Below are 17,300 nucleotides of genomic sequence, written 5' to 3'. Positions count from 1 at the left end.
CCCATGGCGGGGTGCAATACTGATGAAGCGGTGGAGAGGGCTCGCCCGGTCGTGGGTTCCGGGTTCGCGGGCGAAAGCCCGCGCCCCGGAATGACAGGGCGAAGCGCCTCAGGCCGCCTTCTTGCCCAGCGAAGCCTTGGCCTCGTTGAAGGCATAGGTGATCCAGGGCAGCAGCGCCTTGAGGTCTCTGGCCTGGACGGTGGCGCCGCACCAGATGCGCAGGCCGGGAGGGGCGTCGCGGTAATGGCCGAGATCGTAGCCGGCGCCGGCCTTCTCGATGATGCTCACCACCTGCTTGGCGAAGGCCGCCTGCTGCTCGGCCGGCAGCGCGGTCACGGCCGGGTCGGTGAACTTCAGGCACACCGAGGTGTTCGAGCGGGTCTTCGGCTTCACCGCGAGGAAGTCGATCCAGTCGTTCTCGCGCACGAATTTGGCGATGACGCGGGCATTGCCCTCGGCGCGCTTCACGAGGCCATCGAGCCCGCCGACCTTCTTCGCCCAGTTGAGCGCGTCGACATAGTCCTCGACGCAGAGCATGGACGGGGTGTTGATGGTCTCGCCGACGAAGATGCCCTCGGAGAGCTTGCCGCCCGAGGTCATGCGGAAGATTTTCGGCAGCGGCCAGGCCGGCTTGTAGGTCAACAGCCGCTCGACGGCGCGCGGCGAGAGGATGATCATGCCGTGCGCGCCTTCGCCGCCGAGCACCTTCTGCCAGGAGAAGGTGACGACATCGAGCTTTTGCCAGTCGAGGCGCTGGGCGAAGGCGGCCGAGGTCGCGTCGCAGATCGTCAGGCCTTCGCGGTCATCGGCGATCCAGCTGGCATCGGCGACGCGCACGCCGGAGGTGGTGCCGTTCCAGGTGAAGACGACGTCGCGGTTCTTGCTGTCGACCTTCTTCAGGTTCGGCAATTCGCCATAGGGCGCCTCGAACAGGCGGGCATCCTGCAGCTTGAGCTGCTTGACGACATCGGTGATCCAGCCGGAGCCGAAGCTTTCCCAGGCCAGCATGTCGACGCCGCGGGCGCCGAGCATCGACCACATCGCCATTTCCATGGCGCCGGTGTCGGAGCCGGGGACGATGCCGATGCGGTAATCGGCCGGGACCTGCAGCACTTCGCGGGTCAGGTCGATCGCGAGCTTGAGCTTGTCCTTGCCGACCTTGGCGCGGTGCGAGCGGCCGAGCGGCGCGTCACTGAGGGCTTTGAGGGTCCAGCCGGGGCGCTTGGCGCAGGGGCCGGACGAGAAATTGGGCACGCGCGGGCGCGCTGCCGGAATCGTATTCGCCATCGATGTCTCCATCCTTGCAGATGGGCGCGCCTCGGTGGGGAGGCGTGTCCCGTCGACGAGGGTAGGATGGGAGGGGCGGGGGAGTCAAGGGATGGATCGAAAAGCGGTTGCGCGACAAATTGTTCTGTCAATGCTATGCCGCATCATCAGTTCGTTTAGATGAATGGATCGCAGCTTCGATCTCCGCGATATCATCTGTGAAATCCAACACCATCTGAATAGGGCGTTCGGAGGCGTGAACTTCGTTGTAGTGATCGACGTCCTGCTTAATTTGAAAGCAATCGTCGATGATCGATTTACGGCGTTGAGAAAAAGATTTTTCCATGAATGAGCGCGGTGCGTTGTCGATGTCTGCCCAGAGATTCATTTGGGTTCCGCCAACGTTCATTTTTACGGAGTGCTTGGCGCGATACTTTCGCCCTTCCGCGTCGGTCCGCTTTTGCTGGCGCAAGCTTTCTGCGAGTGCCTCTCGGCAGAGCTTGGTAATGTCCCTTGGTTCGGGGCGGTACAGGCCTTGCCTAATCGCCCAAACAGCTACCTCATCGAGAGAGACAGGAGAAGGATCGACTTCCGTGTTGTATCGCTCAAATATTCTCTGCATCTGCTCAGCAAAATTTGCCATTTTCGCCTCGGTTTTTGGCTAAAGTTCAGCTTCAGCAACGTTGCCCCAGCCGTCCGTGGTGGCGCTTTCGACTATATAGCGGCGAACCGGCGTCTGGTATTTTCGAAGAAAATCGTATCGGTTCATACGTCGCTGCAACTGCCCAACGACAATAGCTGGGTGGATTTGCATTGTTGCAGCAAACCCAATCACATCTCGCTCTGAGAAATATGGGTTCTTCCGTGCGTAGAACGAATCCATTTTCTCGTGTGGTATGCAGAATTGGCTAGCAGCGAAGTTAGCCAGCCGTTCCTCTTCTGTTACGCTCTCACCTACGGACTGCCCCTCTCCAGACAAGTGGTCAACAATCCCGAAGCCAGATTTTCCGTGACCAAGGAGAATGTGTTCGATTTCATGCCTTAGGACAAACCAGAAATTATCTAATCTATCATAAAGAGTAGACATGCCAATGACGGGGGATTGATCGTCTAACCAAGTGCATACGCCGTCAATTTTTGCTCCAGGCAGAGTCTCAACAATAACTAAACGTACTCCGCAAGATTTCAAAATCTCTGGCACGTAACGGACGGCCTCCGGATCAATCATTAAAGACCGTAGCTTGGGCAGGGCTAATCTTAATTTATCAATAGAAAACTCAGGTGCCTTAATATGTCGAGCGAGCTGGCGAACCCGAAAAACCCAAGCAAGCTGATGCGGTGACACAGCGTCATAATGGGTCTTCTTAGCTGCAAACGCGACAGTCGGTGTCCCGTCTGGGTCGTTGGCGGCTTCAAAGAAGCGATCAACCTGCAGTTGTAGAAGTGACGATTCTGCGGATCTAATCCATCCGCGTCGGATCATATCTCGAACCGGGTATGCGGTCTGCAATTCAGCGCGCGTGCGGACGGCAGGATCAGGCTCCTTGGCGTTCGCCAAGTCGTACTGGCTTTGAAGATTGGCAAAAAACTGTGCAGGAACGCCGAAGGCATCGCCCAAAAGGCGCGCCATATCGGGCGTGATGGCCCGCTTGCCGGATAGCAAAGGGTTCAATTGTTGCTCAGTCTGTCCGAGGATGAACGCAAGATCTCGCTGTGTCCACTCGCGCTCTTCGAGTTCAATTTTTATAAATGTGCCTGGATGATCGATGCCGACGCTTTTAAAGCTTGTCATCTAGGCGGCCCCGCGAATTTGTTCTTTTAGGCCCATAATCATGATTTCTGCCGGTGTAACTTTATCGTTGATGCGAACGTGAAGCGTCCATTGGGAGGACACCGCTATCGATTGCATTCCATTGGAATCAAGCGCTGCTTCTTCGTAGCGAAGGCTCTTCCACGCTCGCATTGTACTGGTGTCAGGAACTGCTCTCATGAGATTCAAACGCTGGCGCATGGATTGAATCACAGCCACCGGCAACCCGGTTTCTGCCGCTCGCTCCGTCTCGATCAGTGCGAGGCGGGTATCCACGAACCTAATCTCCATAAAGGTCTTCCTAGCACCTTTCGCGCGCCTGTTCAACTCCAACTTAACGAGGGGCGTTAAGTCGTTTATTTGATTGTGGGGCGGCCTCTTCGGTGAAGGCGCGGCTTGCTCCCGCCGGCGAATGGTGGAGGGAAGCTGAGAATGTAGAAAATCAATCCCAGCGCTCCCAACCGCCCGTATGATCCCCCGCATCCCATCCCCGAGGGGCGGCCGACCGGAGGCATGTCGTTTAGCGGGGTGGGTGCGGCGCCTGCGGGCGAGGGTTGCGCCTCGCTCCTGGGAGGCTTCGGGAACCGCAACCTGAACCCCTCTCCTTACAGGAGAGGGGTTTTGCGGCGCGGTTCCGCAAACTTATCCCCGCCCTCCCGACCGCCCCTATACTCCCCCGCATCCCATCCCCGAGGGGCGGCCGACCGGAGGCATGTCGTTTGGCGGGGTGGGTGCGGCGCCTGCGGCCGGGCTTGCAACCCGGTCCCGGGAGGCTTCGGGAACCGACCTGGGGGTACTACGGCCCCTGCGCGAGGAGCTCGCTAGCCGGACCAGGCCGCCGATCGTGAACCGCCCGAGCGCCGACGCGACGACCCGATGAGGGGAACTGGCGAAGGCGACGAGCGGGATCGGGCAAGGTCCGAATGAAGCGCGGCCCGGAGTTTTCAAATCGCCGCCGGCGGAGCGCCACGGGGCGTGCGGATGGGGATCCATCCGCGCCGCTTCCTGGCTCAATGGAAGCGGATACCAAACCCGCGCCTCGCGGCGCTCCGCTGCCCCTCATTTGCGACAACGCCCGCGGGATCAGCCTGCGGGCGGGGACGGCGTTTGGGCGCGGGAGGCACGACCTGCTCCCTCTCCCCTTGCGGGAGAGGGTGGGGTGAGGGGTCTCGCGACCTGACGGGACTAGTTTTCTACCTGCGGCCGATATCGGAAAGCGTAGCGCGACCCCTCATCCGGCGCTGCGCGCCACCTTCTCCCGCAAGGGGAGAAGGGAAGCGGCTCGCTTCCCACTCCTTGCTGGGAGCCAATCGGAGGACATCCCATGCCCCGCAATCCCGACCATCGTGGCGCGACGAAGGAGGAGTTCGAGCGCTATCAGCGCGAGCGGCCGATCATGCTTCGCAGGGTCGCGACATTGATGCAGTGCTGGCGCTTTTGCGGTCGCAAGGATTGCCGGCGCGCCAGGGCCTGCTCCGGGCCGGATGGCGGGGAATGCGCCGGCAAGCTCATGGACTGCCTCTCCGACGAGATGCGCGCGACCTTCCGCGAGGCGATCCGCCTGCGCCTCGCCGGCGTCGAGGGCAGGGAGGCCTGGTACGAGGCCGAGCGGCGCATCGCCCGGCACAAGGCGCAGATCGAGGCGATTCCGGGCATGGGCCCGGACCGGGGCTGAGGGCGGCTGGCGCCCCCTGCCGGCTCAGAGGCCGGTCATCGTCATCTCGGCGTCGATCGCTTTCATCTTCGGATTGGCGGCGCAGAAGGCCCGGACCTTGGCCTCGATGGTCGCGGATTCGTGGCTGGCGCCGGCTCTCGCCCTGCGGTCGGCCTTGTGCTGGCCGGTCTTGAGATAGTCGGCGCAGGTCAGGTCGGGGTCGGTGATCTCGGCCGAGGCCGGGGCGGCGACGAGAAGACAGGCAAGGGTCGCGGCGAGCGCGCGCAAGGCGAGAGGCATGGGCGATGTCCTGAACGTGCGGCCGGCTGCGCGGCCCTTCGGCGGGGCTGGTGCACCCTGCCGACGCCGGGCGCAAATGCTGCTTGCGCCGCCCGGCCCTGCAGGCAGGGCATCGCGGGAAAGCTGCCGTTTCGGCAGGGCGAGGCCGGGAAAAGTCGTCGGCGGACAGGGCTCCCTGCGCCTTCGCCGCGCCGTTCACGGCCGTGCTGCTATAAGCTTCCGCTCGAACGCGATTCACGGAAGGCGCCGCCATGGCCAGAAAAACCCCCGAACAGCTCACCAAGGAATTCGAGGGCCGCAAGGCCAAGGGGCTGGCCAAGGGCGGCGCGGCCTATTGGCCGAACGTGCTCGCCAACGCCGTGCTGAAGCTCGCGGCGGAAGGCCAGGTGCCCGATGTCGCGGCGCTGCTCGCCCGGATCGAGCTGGAAGCGGCCTCGAAGGACATCCAGGTCAAGGCCGGCGCCGAGGAGGCGCTGGCGCGGCTGAAGCAGGCGGCGGCAAGGGGCGCGGAGTAGGGGCGCGGGGAACCCTTCTCCCCTCGGGGGAGAAGGTGGCAGCGCGAAGCGCTGACGGATGAGGGAAGGAGGGCTCGCCCGGTCGAACTGCCCTCATCCCCCTGCCGGGACCTTCTCCCCCGAGGGGAGAAGGGTGCTGTCTCTTATTCCCCCATCGCGATCAGCGAGGCGTTGCCGCCGGCCGCCGCGGTGTTGATCGTCACCGTCTGCTCGGTGGCGAAGCGGGCGAGATAGTTCGGCCCGCCGGCCTTGGGGCCGGTGCCCGAGAGGCCGTGGCCGCCGAAGGGCTGCACGCCGACGACCGCGCCGATGATGTTGCGGTTGACGTAGATATTGCCCGTCGAGAGTTTTTGCGTGACGCGCTCGACCGTGGTCTCGATGCGCGAATGTACGCCGAGCGTCAGCCCGTAGCCGGTGGCCTCGATCGCTTCGATCACCTTGTCGAGCTCGCCCGCCTTCCAGCGCACGACATGCAGCACCGGGCCGAAATGCTCGGCGGTGAGGTCGGAGACCTTGTCGAGCCGGATGATGTGCGGGGCGACGAAGGTGCCGCCGAGCGACGGCACCGCGCCGGCATAGGCGATCCGGCCCTCGGCCTGCATCGCCGCGATATGGGCGTCGAGCCGCTGCTTGGCGGCGGCGTCGATCACCGGGCCGACATGGGTCTCGATCTCGCGGGGATCGCCGAGCCTGAGCACGCTGGCGGCGCCCTCGATCATCTCGACCATCTTGTCGGCGACGTCCTCCTGCACGACCAAGAGGCGCAGCGCCGAGCAGCGCTGGCCGGCAGAGCGGAAGGCCGACATCACCACATCGTCGGCGACCTGCTCGGCGAGGGCGGTCGCGTCGACGATCATGGCGTTGAGCCCGCCGGTCTCGGCGATCAGCGGGACGATCGGGACGTCCTTGGCGGCGAGCGCCCGGTTGATGGCGCGGGCGGTCGCGGTCGAGCCGGTGAAGGCGACGCCGGCGACGTCGGGATGGGAGACGAGGGCGGCGCCGAGCTTGCCGTCGCCGGGGGTGAGGTGCAGCGCCGATTTCGGCACGCCGGCCTCGTGCAGGATGGCGATGGCGAGGCTGGCGATCAGCGGGGTCTGCGGCGCCGGCTTGGCGACGACGCTGTTGCCGGTGACCAGCGCGGCCGCGACCTGGCCGGTGAAGATGGCGAGCGGGAAGTTCCAGGGCGCGATGCAGACGAACGGGCCGCGGCCGCGCAGGACGAGGCGGTTCTCCTCGCCGGTGGGGCCGGGCAGGGCGGTCGGCACCGCGAACTTCGCCTCGGCCTCGGCGGCGTAATAGCGCAGGAAGTCGACGGCTTCGCGGAGTTCCGCGATGGCGTCGTCCAGCGTCTTGCCGGCCTCGGCCTGGAGCAAAGCGAGGATCGGGCCGCGGCGGGCCTCCATCAGCTCGGCCGCCTGGCGCAGCGCCGCGGCGCGGATCCGGGCCGGGGTCGCGTTCCAGGCGGGGAAGCCGGCCTTCGCCGCGAGCACCGCCCGTGCAGCGGCGGCCTCGTCGGCCTCGACGACATGGCCGATCGGCCTCGCATCGATCGGCGAGCGCAGCTCACGGCGGTTGCCGGCGACGGGCTTGCCGTCGATCACGGCGCTCGCCTCCGCGAAGGGCTTTGCGGTGGCGCGGCCGATCTCGGCGAGCAGCGCCTCCAGGCTCGCGGCATCGCCGAGCTCGACGCCGGCCGAGTTCTTGCGGGACGGGCCGAAGAGGTCGGCCGGCAGCGGAATGCGGCGATGGCGGGCGGCGCCCGGCGTTCCGATGATGTCGGCCGGCGGCACGAGCAGCTCCGAGACCGGCACGTCCGGATCGCCGGAGACCGAGACGAAGGAGGAGTTGGCGCCGTTCTCGAGCAGGCGGCGCACGAGATAGGCGAGCAGGTCCTGATGGCCGCCGACCGGCGCATAGGTCCGGCAGGCGAAGCCGGAATTCTCCTGCAGCAGGCGCTCATAGAGCGCTTCGCCCATGCCGTGCAGGCGCTGGAACTCGAAGTCCAGGTTTTCAGCAAGACGGCCGTCCGGCTGGGCGCCCTTTTGGTCGCCGGCGAGCTCGGCGACGGTCGCGACGGTCAGCGCATTATGGGTAGCGAATTGCGGGATGATGCGCGGGCGCAGGGCCAGCAGCTGCTTGGCGCAGGCCTCGTAGTTCAGGTCGGTCATCGCCTTGCGGGTGAAGACCGGATAGTCGGGCAGGCCGCGTTCCTGGGCGCGCTTCAGCTCGGTGTCCCAATAGGCGCCCTTGACCAGGCGCACCATCATGCGCCGGTCATGGAACTCGGCCAGCGCCGCGATATGGGCGATCACCGCGCTGGCGCGCTTCTGATAGGCCTGGATGGCGAGGCCGAAGCCGTCCCAGCCGGCGAGCGAGGCATCGGCCAGCACGGCGTCGATGACGTCGAGCGAGAGCTCGAGCCGGTCTGCCTCCTCGGCGTCGACGGTGAAGTTGAGATCGTATTTCTTGGCCTGGCGGGCGAGCTCGATCACCTTCGGGGTCAGCTCGACGAGCACGCGCTCGCGATTGGTCGCGTCATAGCGCGGATGCAGCGCCGAGAGCTTGACCGAGATGCCCGGGCGGTTCGGCAGCTTGTCATTGCCGGCCGAGCGGCCGATCGCCTCGATCGCGGCGGCATAGGAGGCGTAATAACGGTCGGCGTCTCCTTGCGTGCGGGCGCCCTCGCCCAGCATGTCGAAGGAGTAGCGGTAGAGCTTGCCGGTGCCGGAGCGGGCGCGCTTCAGCGCCTCCTCGATGGTCTGGCCGAGCACGAAATGATTGCCCATGACCCGCATCGCCTGGCGCGTCGCGGTGCGCACGGCGGGCAGGCCGAGGCGCTTGGAGAGATTGCCGATGATGCTGGTCGGGGTCTCGCCGGGCTGGATGATGCGGGCGGTGAGGCCGAGCGCCCAGGACGAGGCCGAGATCAGGAAGGCGTCGGACTTCGATTCATGATGGGCGAAGTCGCCCTGGCCGAGCTTGTCCTCGATCAGCCGGTCGGCGGTGGCGGCGTCGGGCACGCGCAGCAGGGCTTCCGCCAGCACCATCAGCGCGAGGCCCTCCTTGGTCGAGAGCGAATACTCGCGCAGCAATTCCTCGATGCCGCCGAGGCCGACCTTGCGGGTCCGGATCGCCTCGATCAGCCCGCTGGCGCGGGCGTCGATGCGGGCCTTGGCGGCCGGCTCGCGCCTGGAGCCGGCGAGCAGGCGCCCGGCGATGGCTCCGTCATCCTCGGCATAGGGCGCGTGGAAGACGGGCGCGGTGCTGTCGATCGGTCGCGGGGCAGGGGCGGCCATGGCGGGGACTCCGGAGAGGCGAATGCGGGATGATCTGAAGGATCATGGCTATCTCGCCGGATATCAATGGATATGTTCGCGCTCTGGCTATATGAAATCCGGGATAAAGGAAGAGTTTCAGGAAATTATCCCGTGTTGGATCGAACCGACCGCCGCCTGCTGGCGATGCTGCAGAATGACGGCCGTGCCGCCGGCGTCGAGCTGGCCGAAGCGGTCGGTCTGTCGCCGACGGCGACGGGCGAGCGCCTGAAGCGATTGACGCGCGAGGGCTACATCACCGGCTACCGCGCGACGCTCGATCCGGTGAAGCTCGGCCTGCATCTTCTGGTCTTCGTCGAGGTCTATCTCGACAAGACGACGCCCGATGCCTTCGAGCGCTTCGCCAATGCGGTGAAGCGGGCGCCCGAGGTGCTGGAATGCCATATGGTTGCCGGCGGTTTCGACTACCTCGTCAAGACCAGAGTGGCCGACATGAACGCCTATCGCCGCTTCCTCGGCGAGGTGCTGCTGGCGCTGCCGGCGGTGCGCGAGACGCGGACCTATGCCGTGATGGAAGAGGTCAAGACCGACGGCGCTCTGCCGCTCTGAGCGGCCGTGTCCTGACCGCGATTGGGCGCGCCCGAGCCGGGCTGCCGGAAATTTGCGCGACTTGTTTGCCGCGCTGCATGAATTTTCATCGGATCGGCTTGACGCAGATGGACATTGCGCCAGTTTGAAGCTGCCTGCTCTGCGGCACGGGCCTTGCTCGTCGTCGCCGGAACCAATTTCCCGCCCTCGCTCCTCTCGCGCCCCATTCCGGAGTCCCAGATGTCTACGACTAAAGTCCACAGCTCCCTTTCACGCCGGCGCCTGGCCGGGCTGGCGGGCGTGCTCGGCCTGGTCGTCGCGGGGCTCGGAACCGGCCCGGCCGCGGCGCAGACCGCGGTGCGCTTCACGCTCGACTGGCGCTTCGAGGGGCCGGCGGCTCTGTTCCTGATGGCGCAGGAGAAGGGCTATTTCAAAGCCGAGGGGCTCGACGTCACCATCGACACCGGCAATGGCTCGCGCGAGGCGATCCCGCGTGTCGCCTCCGGCACCTATGATGTCGGCTTCGGCGACGTGAACTCGCTGATCCGCTTCCGCGACGAGAATCCGACCGTCGATCTCAAGGCGGTGATGATGGTCTATGACCGTCCGCCCTTCGCCATCGTCGGCCGCAAGAGCCGCGGCATCACCAGCGATGTGAAGAGCCTCGAAGGCAAGAAGTTCGGCGCCCCGGCAGCCGACGCCGCCTTCGCGCAATGGCCGATCTTCAAGACGGTCAACAAGCTCGACGACAGCAAGATGCGGATGGAGAATGTCGGCTTCCCGGTGCGCGAGCCGATGCTCGCCTCGGGCGAGGTCGACGCCGTCTTCGGCTTCGCCAACTCCTCCTACATCAACCTGAAGTCGCGCGGCGTGCCGGTCGACGACATCGTCACCATGCTGATGTCGGATTACGGTGTCGAGCTCTACGGCAATGTCGTGATGGCCTCGCCGAAGTTCATGGCGGAAAAGCCGGAGGCGCTGCGCGGCCTGCTGCGGGCGATCACCAAGGGTATCCGCGACACCGTCGCCAATCCCGAGCTCGGCGCGCAGCTGGTGATCAAGCGTAACGATGTCGCCAAGCAGGAGGTCGAGCTCGAGCGCCTGAAGATGACGCTGGAGCAGAACGTGGTGACGCCCTGGGTCAAGGCCAATGGCGTCGGCGGCATCGACAAGGCGCGTTGGGCGACGGCGCTCGACCAGATCGGTCTGACCTTCACCTTCAAGGACAAGGCCAAGGCGGGCGAGGCCTTCATCGACAGCTTCCTGCCGGCCGAGCCCGAGCGGAAGCTCTGAGCTTCCCGTCCCGTATCCGGCCTTCCCGGTGAAGGGAAGGCCGGCTCCTTTTCTGCGGCCCATGGAGCGCCCTTGACCGCCTTCGTCGAACTGAACGAGGTCACGCATGTCTATAGCGGCGGGGACGGGCCGCCCGCGGTCGACGGCCTGTCGCTGAAGGTGCGCGAGGGCGAGTTCGCCGCGATCGTCGGCCCGTCCGGCTGCGGCAAGTCGACCCTGATGAAGCTCGCGACGGGACTGCAGAAGCCGAAGGCCGGCATGGTCACGGTGGCCGGCCAGCGCGTCGCCGAGCCGATCAAGATCACCGGCATGGCCTTCCAGAACCCTGTGCTGCTGCCCTGGCGTACGACGCTCGACAACCTCCTGTTGCCACTCGAAGTGGTGCAGCCGCATCGCCAGCGCCTGCGTGCCAACAAGGACGAGTATGTCGCGCGGGCCGAAGGGCTGCTGGAGAAGGTCGGCCTCAAGGGCATGGGCGCTAAATACCCCTGGGAGCTCTCCGGCGGCATGCAGCAGCGCGCCTCGCTCTGCCGCTCGCTGATCCACGAGCCGAAGCTGCTGATGCTCGACGAGCCCTTCGGCGCGCTCGACGCTTTCACGCGCGAGGAGCTCTGGTGCGTGATCCGCGATCTGCAGGCCGAGCGCGCCGTCACGGTGATCCTCGTCACGCATGATCTGCGCGAGGCGGTGTTCCTGGCCGATCGGGTGTTCTGCATGTCGGCGCGGCCGGGCAGGATCATCGCCGAGCGCGAGATCGGCTTCGCCCGTCCGCGCGACCTCGAAATCACCTACACGCCGGAATTCGCCGAGATCGTCCACGAGCTGCGCGGCCATATCCGCGAGGCGAGGGCGGCGGCATGAAGCGCTCGATCTGGCTCAGGCTCGCGCCCTATCTGTTCACGCTCGGCTTCTTCGCGCTGTGGGAAGCGGCCTGCCGGGCGCTTTCGATCTCGGCCTTCGTGCTGCCGCCGCCCTCGGCGATCTGGGCCGCGCTGGTGCAGTACCAGAAGCCGCTCTACACCAACGCCTTCCACACGCTCTGGATGACCACGGCCGGCTTTGGGCTCTCGATACTGTTCGGGCTCGCGGTCGGGCTGCTGGTCGGTTCGTCGCGCCTGCTCCAGGCCGGGCTCAACCCGCTGCTGGTCGGCTTCAATGCCATCCCCAAGGTCGCGGTTGTGCCGATCCTCGTGCTCTGGTTCGGCGTCGGCTGGCTGCCGCCGGTGCTGACCGCCTTCGTGATCTCGTTCTTCCCGATCGTGGTCAATGTCGCGACCGGCCTCGCGACGATCGAGCCGGAGACCGAGGACGTGCTGAAGGCGCTCGGCGCGAGCCGGTTCGATATCATGACCAAGGTCGGCATCCCCCGCTCGCTGCCGTATTTCTTCGGGGCTCTGAAGGTCTCGATCACGCTCGCCTATGTCGGCTCGGTGATCGGCGAGCAGAACGCTTCCAATCTCGGCATCGGCAATTTGATCACCCGCGCCTCCGCCGATTTCAACGTGCCTCTGGTGTTTGCGGCGCTGATCGTGCTGGCCGTGCTCGGCATCTTCCTGGTCGCGGTCGTCGATTTCGTCGAGAACCGGATGACCGGCTGGGCCAAGCGCTCGCAGATGGCACGGGGCTGAGCGGAGCGTGAAGACGATGGTCGACACTGGGCCATGGTGACAGCGCTCCGTCGCCTGCCTATCGTGCGCGCCCTCTAGCCGAGGGTCTGCCGATGCTTCCCGATATCCGCGATTACGAGCGCCTGCGCGCCGCCTTCCGCTGGCAGATTCCGGAGCGCTACAATATCGGCGTCGATTGCTGCGACCGCTGGGCCGCGGCCCAGCCCGACAAGACGGCGATCATCGAGCTCAATCCGGACTGGTCGGTCACGCCGGTGAGCTATGGCGAATTGCGGGCCCAGTCTAACCGCCTCGCCAATGCGCTGCGCCGGCGCGGCGTCGGCAGCGGTGACCGTGTCGCGATCCTGCTGCCGCAGGGACGGCATGTGCCGATCGTCCATCTCGCCGCCTACAAGCTCGGCGCCATTGCCGTGCCGCTGGCGGCGCTGTTCGGCGCCGATGCGCTGTCCTACCGGCTGACTGATTGCGGCGCCAAGGTGCTGGTGACCAATGCGGCGGGCCTTGCCAAGCTGGCGCAGATCGAGGAGCCGCTGCCGGAACTCGAGCTGATCCTCACCAGCGACGGCGCCGATGGCCAGGCAGAAGGGCTTGAGAAGGCGCTGGAATGCGAAAGCCCGGACTTCACCCCGGTCGACACCGCGCGCGACGATCCGGCGCTGATGATCTACACCTCCGGCACGACCGGCAACGCCAAGGGCGCGCTGCACGGCCACCGGGTGATGCCGGCGCATCTGCCGGGGGTGGAGATGCCGCACGAGTTCCTGCCGCAGCCGGGCGATCTGATCTGGACGCCGGCCGACTGGGCCTGGGCCGGCGGCCTGCTCAATTGCCTGATGCCGGCCCTGCACCATGGCGTGCCGATCCTGGCGCGGCCGGCGGCGAAGTTCGATCCGGAAGAGGCTTTCCGGCTGATGGCGGATTTCGGGGTGCGCAACAGCTTCATCCCGCCGACGGCGCTGCGCATGCTGCGCTCGGTCGAGAATCCGCGCGGGCGCTACGATCTCAGGCTGCGCACCGTCGCCTCGGGTGGCGAATCGCTCGGTGCCGAGACTCTGGCCTGGGGCCGCGAGAAGCTCGGCCTGACCATCAACGAGTTCTACGGCCAGACCGAGTGCAATCTCGTGCTCGCCTCCAGCGCGGCGCTCGGCGTGATCAAGCCCGGCTGCATCGGCAAGGCCGTGCCGGGCCACGAGGTCGCGGTGATCCGCGCCGATGGCAGCCTCTGCGAGCCTGAAGAGGAGGGGCGGATCGCGGTGCGGCGGCCGGATCCCGTGATGTTCCTGCGCTACTGGAACAAGCCGGAGGCGACGGCGGCCAAGTTCATCGGCGACTGGATGACCACTGGTGACCAGGGGCTCTGCGATGCGGAAGGCTATTTCCGCTTCGTCGGCCGCGATGACGACGTGATCACCTCCTCAGGGTACCGGATTGGGCCCGGCGAGATCGAGGATTGCCTGCTGCGCCATCCGGCGGTGTCGCTGGCGGCGGTGGTCGGCAAGCCGGACGCGCTGCGCACCGAGATCGTCAAGGCCTTCGTCGTGCTGGCCGCCGGCCAGGAGCCCTCGGAAACACTGGTTTCGGAGATTCAGGGTTTCGTGCGCCAGCGCCTGGCGGCGCATGAATATCCGCGCGAGATCGAGTTCCGGACCGAACTGCCGATGACCACCACCGGCAAGATCATCCGGCGGCTGCTGCGCGACGAGCCCGGCTGAGCGCGCCGGGACGTTCCGGCGCGAGGCTGCCGCGTGCTCCCGGCCGCAGCCGCATTTCGGCGAGCGCCAGCCGGTCGGTGACCGCGTGCTGGCCGGCGATCTCGCCGAACAGCTCATGGAGATGGCTGCGCCGCCGCAATTGCGCGAGAAGCTGCGCCAAGGGCGCGAAGCTGGCGAAGCGTTCGTCCTGGGCGCTGGCGTAGAGCCAGCGGCGGTTGCCCCTGCCGAGCAGGATCGCCCCGGCGATCGGCTGGCCGTCCAGCGTCAGCAGGCTGGCGCGGCATTGCCGGCTGCGGGCGAGATTGCGGGTCATGGCGCGCAGGAAGGCGGTCTCGCGAATGTCCTGCAGGGTCGCGGCGCCGGCCCGGGCGCGCGGGCCGGAAGCCTCCAGCGCCAGCAGCATCTCGACGACGTCGCGCAGTTCCTGCCGCGAGGCCGAGTCGACCAGAGCGAGCTCGCCGTGGCGGGAGAGCCCATGCCGCAGCGCCGAAAGATCGGGACCGCCTTCGGCCGGAGGCGCTGGCGGCGTGGTGCCGGCGCCCAGGCTCGCTCCCCAACCCATTGCGGGCGCCTGCCTCAGGATGGCCTGGGCGAGATCGCCATCGCGATCGATGCCTTGCAGCAGAAGGCCGCTCGAGGTGGTGCTGCCCCAGCTGCCGCGCATGCCGAGCACGGCCTCGACCACCGGGACGAGCTCATCGCGGTCGATCAGGGGGGCGGCGCTGCCGAGCCGGGCGTCGTTCCAGCCGGTCAGGACATCGCTGCCGAACAGACGGCGGCTGGGCTGAAGTGGGATGAAGCCGAGCAGGCGACCGGTGCCGCCCGATCTGCCCTGCCGGACCAGCAGCACGCCGACATTGCGGAAGCTGACGAGATGCTGTGCCGCCGGCAGCGCGAAGCCGGGCTCGTAGAAGGGGTTGGGTTCGATGGCGCGGGCGGCCAGGGCAGCCCATTCGGCTTCGATCGCGGCGCAGGCAGAAAGCTGGCGGCGCTCGATATGAAGCGTGCCGCCTGCCTTGGCGGCATGGCTGGTGCCGGCCCGCGCAGCTGGCCGACGGCCATCGGCCGGTGTGTTCAGGGCGAAGAGGTTCGGCATGGTCCTGCCTCCGGAGCCAGGCCGGATCGATACTGTTCCGTACCGGAATGGCACGTCGCGACAGCGAGAGCGGCAGGCTGGTTGGCAGGGATCAAGAAGCGGGCCAGATGCGCCCGGTTCAGCCGTGATGATGACGGGCGTGGCTGCCCACTTCCGCCGGCGCGGCACGGCCGAGAAAGGCGCTCCAGAGCCGGGCGACCACCGCCTCGTCGAGGTCGCGGGTGATCAGGACGAGGCGCGAGCGCCGGTCGGAATCGGGCCAGGCCGAAAGCTGGATCGGTGGGTGCAGGATCTGCTGGACGGCGTGGACCAGAAGCGGAGCCTCCGGTTCCTCGGCCAGCGCGACCAGGCCCTTGAGGCGCAGCAGCCTGGGGCCATGGGTCGAGCGCAGCAGGGTCCAGAACAGTTCGAAGGTCGCGCGTCGGATCGGCTCCTCCGCGGTCAGGACGAAGGCGCGGATGCTGGCGTCGTGGCGGTTGACGTCGTGGTGGTGATGATGCCCGTGACCGTCTTGGTCATGGTGGTGATCGTGGCTAGCTTCGAGCGTCTCGGCGGCGAGCCAGCGGCGCAACTCGCCGGGCCGGTCGGCGAGATCGTAGAGCCCGGCACCGACCAGCGCCTGCGCCGGAGCGTCGGCGGGCAGGATCGCGGCACCGGGATTGAGTTCGCCGAGACGGCGGCGCAGAGCGGCGACGGCTTCGGGATCGGGGGCGATTTCGGTCTTGGTCAGGACGATCCGGTCGGCGGCGATCACCTGGCGCAGCGCCTCGGCATGGGCATCGAGCGTGGCCGAGCCATTGACCGCATCGACCACGGTGACGACACCGTCGAGCCGGAAGCGCATGGCGAGATAGCGGTGGTTGATCAGGACGTTGAGGATGGGCGCGGGGTCGGCGAGCCCGGTCGTCTCGATCACGATGCGCCGGAACGGGGCGATCCGGTGATTGTCGCGCCGGCGCAGCAGATCCTCCAGCGTCACGATCAGATCGTCGCGGATGGTGCAGCATAGGCAACCGGAGGCGAGCAGGACCATGTTGTCCTCGGCGCCTTCGATCAGGAGGTGGTCGAGGCCGATCTCGCCGAACTCATTGACCAGAACCAGCGTGTCGGCCAGCGCCTCGTCCTTGAGCAGGCGGTTGAGCAGCGTCGTCTTGCCGGCGCCGAGAAAGCCGGTGAGCAAGGTCAGCGGGATGGGTGGAGGCGGCATTGCAGACATGATGGACGATCGTTCTGGCGGATGATTCAGGTCGGAGGCGCGAGCGCCAGCTTCGAGGCTCGCACCCGCTTTTGTTCTAATATTACATTGACCATGATCGCGGCGACGACAAGGCCTCCGCCGGCATATTGCAGCATGCCGACGCGCTCGCCGAGCACCGCGGCGGCAATGACCACGGCGAAGACCGGCTCGGCGCAGAAGGCGAGCGCCGCCGGGCCGGGCGCGACCCGCGCCAGGGCCAGGACCTGCCAGAGGAAGCCGACGAGATAGCCGCCGATCGTGACGAGCACCGCAATCGGCGCCAGGGCGAGGGCGCCCGGCGGCTGCATGCCGCCGGTGAGCAGCAGGATCAGGAAGGTCACCGGCAGGATCATCAGATGCGACCAGAACAGCTTTGGCAGCGTCCCGGTCTCGCCGAGCGCGCCGGCGGCGAAGAACTGCACCGCCGCAGCGACGCTGGCGAGCAGCGCGAGTGCGAGGCCGCGCGGATCGAGCCCATGCCAGTCGGGCCCGACGACCATGGCGACGCCGAGAAAGGCGACGAGAACGACGACGATGCGTTCCAGGCGCGGTCGCGTCCGGGTCAGCAGCGGCTCGGCCAGCACGACCAGCACCGGGAAGGTGTAGAACACCACGGCGGCGACGGTGACCGGCAGGAAGGCGACCGAGGAGAGATAGGCGCTGCCGACGAGCCCGGTCGAGAGGCCGAACAGGATGAGGGCCGGCCAGCAGCGGCGCGGCACGGAAAGCCGGGAGCGCCAGAGCAGGATGACGCCGCCGACCAGGGCCAGCATCACGAAGACGCGGTAGAAGACCAGGAGCGGGCCGCTCAGCCCGGCAATGCCGGCGATCTGGGCGCTGACGATGTTGGTACCGAAGGCCGCGGCGGAGGCGAGCGCCAGCGCGATGCCGCGTTGGCTATTGGAGACGTCGTCGTCGGTGCGCAC

The 17,300-nt window shown here is 66.7% G+C and carries 16 protein-coding genes; 7 read left to right on the top strand and 9 right to left on the bottom strand.

The features are described 5' to 3' along the window. Positions 1–108: 108 nt before the first annotated feature. The 4 genes from J0J10_RS05855 to J0J10_RS05840 all read right to left on the bottom strand — a co-directional run bounded on the left by J0J10_RS05855 (position 109) and on the right by J0J10_RS05840 (position 3,352). Positions 109–1,287, bottom strand: coding sequence for a phosphoserine transaminase (locus J0J10_RS05855; RefSeq protein WP_465247160.1), 1,179 nt, complete (start codon positions 1,285–1,287; stop codon positions 109–111). A 133-nt stretch (positions 1,288–1,420) separates the two neighbouring features. Next, positions 1,421–1,909 (bottom strand): hypothetical protein, encoded by a 489-nt coding sequence (locus J0J10_RS05850; RefSeq protein WP_291645673.1) that lies wholly within the window; start codon positions 1,907–1,909, stop codon positions 1,421–1,423. Between the two features lie 18 nt (positions 1,910–1,927). Next, positions 1,928–3,058, bottom strand: coding sequence for a helix-turn-helix domain-containing protein (locus J0J10_RS05845; protein ID WP_291645672.1), 1,131 nt, complete (start codon positions 3,056–3,058; stop codon positions 1,928–1,930). Beyond that, positions 3,059–3,352 carry a type II toxin-antitoxin system RelE/ParE family toxin gene (locus J0J10_RS05840; RefSeq protein WP_291645671.1) on the bottom strand — a complete coding sequence of 98 codons (294 nt, stop codon included), beginning with the start codon at positions 3,350–3,352 and terminating at the stop codon, positions 3,059–3,061. A 1,048-nt stretch (positions 3,353–4,400) separates the two neighbouring features. On the opposite strand from J0J10_RS05840, the gene J0J10_RS05835 reads away from it, so the two are divergent. Continuing rightward, positions 4,401–4,751 carry a hypothetical protein gene (locus tag J0J10_RS05835; RefSeq protein ID WP_291645670.1) on the top strand — a complete coding sequence of 117 codons (351 nt, stop codon included), beginning with the start codon at positions 4,401–4,403 and terminating at the stop codon, positions 4,749–4,751. Between the two features lie 24 nt (positions 4,752–4,775). Here the strand turns inward: J0J10_RS05835 and J0J10_RS05830 are convergent, their stop codons facing one another. Then, positions 4,776–5,030, bottom strand: a complete 255-nt coding sequence (locus J0J10_RS05830) for a hypothetical protein (RefSeq protein ID WP_291645669.1) — start codon at positions 5,028–5,030, stop codon at positions 4,776–4,778. Between the two features lie 251 nt (positions 5,031–5,281). Here J0J10_RS05830 and J0J10_RS05825 point away from each other — a divergent pair, with 251 nt between their 5' ends. After that, on the top strand, positions 5,282–5,545 hold the full coding sequence (locus tag J0J10_RS05825) for a hypothetical protein (RefSeq protein WP_291638239.1): 264 nt from the start codon (positions 5,282–5,284) through the stop codon (positions 5,543–5,545). A 143-nt stretch (positions 5,546–5,688) separates the two neighbouring features. Here J0J10_RS05825 and putA read toward each other — a convergent pair whose 3' ends face one another. Then, positions 5,689–8,817, bottom strand: a complete 3,129-nt coding sequence (gene putA, locus J0J10_RS05820) for a bifunctional proline dehydrogenase/L-glutamate gamma-semialdehyde dehydrogenase PutA (RefSeq protein WP_465247163.1) — start codon at positions 8,815–8,817, stop codon at positions 5,689–5,691. 156 nt (positions 8,818–8,973) lie between these two features. Between putA and J0J10_RS05815 the strand changes: the two genes are divergently transcribed. From J0J10_RS05815 to J0J10_RS05795, 5 genes are all read left to right on the top strand, one after another. After that, positions 8,974–9,429, top strand: a complete 456-nt coding sequence (locus J0J10_RS05815) for an Lrp/AsnC ligand binding domain-containing protein (protein WP_083533547.1) — start codon at positions 8,974–8,976, stop codon at positions 9,427–9,429. Positions 9,430–9,648: 219 nt separating this feature from the next. Further along, on the top strand, positions 9,649–10,701 hold the full coding sequence (locus J0J10_RS05810) for an ABC transporter substrate-binding protein (protein ID WP_291645667.1): 1,053 nt from the start codon (positions 9,649–9,651) through the stop codon (positions 10,699–10,701). Positions 10,702–10,773: 72 nt separating this feature from the next. Continuing rightward, positions 10,774–11,562 (top strand): ABC transporter ATP-binding protein, encoded by a 789-nt coding sequence (locus J0J10_RS05805; RefSeq protein ID WP_465247159.1) that lies wholly within the window; start codon positions 10,774–10,776, stop codon positions 11,560–11,562. Beyond that, complete coding sequence (locus J0J10_RS05800) at positions 11,559–12,329, top strand: ABC transporter permease (RefSeq protein WP_291645666.1); 771 nt, start codon at positions 11,559–11,561, stop codon at positions 12,327–12,329. The genes J0J10_RS05805 and J0J10_RS05800 overlap by 4 nt, the downstream gene beginning before the upstream one ends. Positions 12,330–12,421: 92 nt before the next feature. Next, positions 12,422–14,041, top strand: coding sequence for an acyl-CoA synthetase (locus J0J10_RS05795; RefSeq protein WP_291645665.1), 1,620 nt, complete (start codon positions 12,422–12,424; stop codon positions 14,039–14,041). On the opposite strand, the gene J0J10_RS05790 is transcribed toward J0J10_RS05795, so the two are convergent. The 3 genes from J0J10_RS05790 to J0J10_RS05780 all read right to left on the bottom strand — a co-directional run bounded on the left by J0J10_RS05790 (position 14,007) and on the right by J0J10_RS05780 (position 17,300). Further along, a complete protein-coding gene (locus J0J10_RS05790; protein WP_291645664.1) occupies positions 14,007–15,137 on the bottom strand; it encodes a GNAT family N-acetyltransferase in 1,131 nt (376 codons plus the stop codon). The two genes, J0J10_RS05795 and J0J10_RS05790, sit on opposite strands and share 35 nt — an antisense overlap. A gap of 118 nt (positions 15,138–15,255) precedes the next feature. After that, positions 15,256–16,353, bottom strand: a complete 1,098-nt coding sequence (locus J0J10_RS05785; protein WP_291645663.1) for a CobW family GTP-binding protein — start codon at positions 16,351–16,353, stop codon at positions 15,256–15,258. Positions 16,354–16,379: 26 nt separating this feature from the next. Further along, complete coding sequence (locus J0J10_RS05780) at positions 16,380–17,300, bottom strand: DMT family transporter (protein WP_291645662.1); 921 nt, start codon at positions 17,298–17,300, stop codon at positions 16,380–16,382.

The sequence above is a fragment of the Allobosea sp. genome (genome assembly GCF_017308075.1).
GTDB lineage: Bacteria > Pseudomonadota > Alphaproteobacteria > Rhizobiales > Beijerinckiaceae > Allobosea.
Note: the sequence above shows the minus strand (reverse complement) of the source record. Positions and strands in the feature narration are given on the sequence as shown.

Excerpts from the sequence above, each read along its gene's own strand:
- J0J10_RS05855 (WP_465247160.1), bottom strand. The coding sequence starts at position 1,287 with ATGGCGAATACGATTCCGGCAGCGCGCCCGCGCGTGCCCAATTTCTCG.
- J0J10_RS05850 (WP_291645673.1), bottom strand. The coding sequence starts at position 1,909 with ATGGCAAATTTTGCTGAGCAGATGCAGAGAATATTTGAGCGATACAAC.
- J0J10_RS05845 (WP_291645672.1), bottom strand. The coding sequence starts at position 3,058 with ATGACAAGCTTTAAAAGCGTCGGCATCGATCATCCAGGCACATTTATA.
- J0J10_RS05835 (WP_291645670.1), top strand. The coding sequence starts at position 4,401 with ATGCCCCGCAATCCCGACCATCGTGGCGCGACGAAGGAGGAGTTCGAG.
- J0J10_RS05830 (WP_291645669.1), bottom strand. The coding sequence starts at position 5,030 with ATGCCTCTCGCCTTGCGCGCGCTCGCCGCGACCCTTGCCTGTCTTCTC.
- J0J10_RS05825 (WP_291638239.1), top strand. The coding sequence starts at position 5,282 with ATGGCCAGAAAAACCCCCGAACAGCTCACCAAGGAATTCGAGGGCCGC.
- J0J10_RS05810 (WP_291645667.1), top strand. The coding sequence starts at position 9,649 with ATGTCTACGACTAAAGTCCACAGCTCCCTTTCACGCCGGCGCCTGGCC.
- J0J10_RS05800 (WP_291645666.1), top strand. The coding sequence starts at position 11,559 with ATGAAGCGCTCGATCTGGCTCAGGCTCGCGCCCTATCTGTTCACGCTC.
- J0J10_RS05795 (WP_291645665.1), top strand. The coding sequence starts at position 12,422 with ATGCTTCCCGATATCCGCGATTACGAGCGCCTGCGCGCCGCCTTCCGC.
- J0J10_RS05790 (WP_291645664.1), bottom strand. The coding sequence starts at position 15,137 with ATGCCGAACCTCTTCGCCCTGAACACACCGGCCGATGGCCGTCGGCCA.
- J0J10_RS05785 (WP_291645663.1), bottom strand. The coding sequence starts at position 16,353 with ATGTCTGCAATGCCGCCTCCACCCATCCCGCTGACCTTGCTCACCGGC.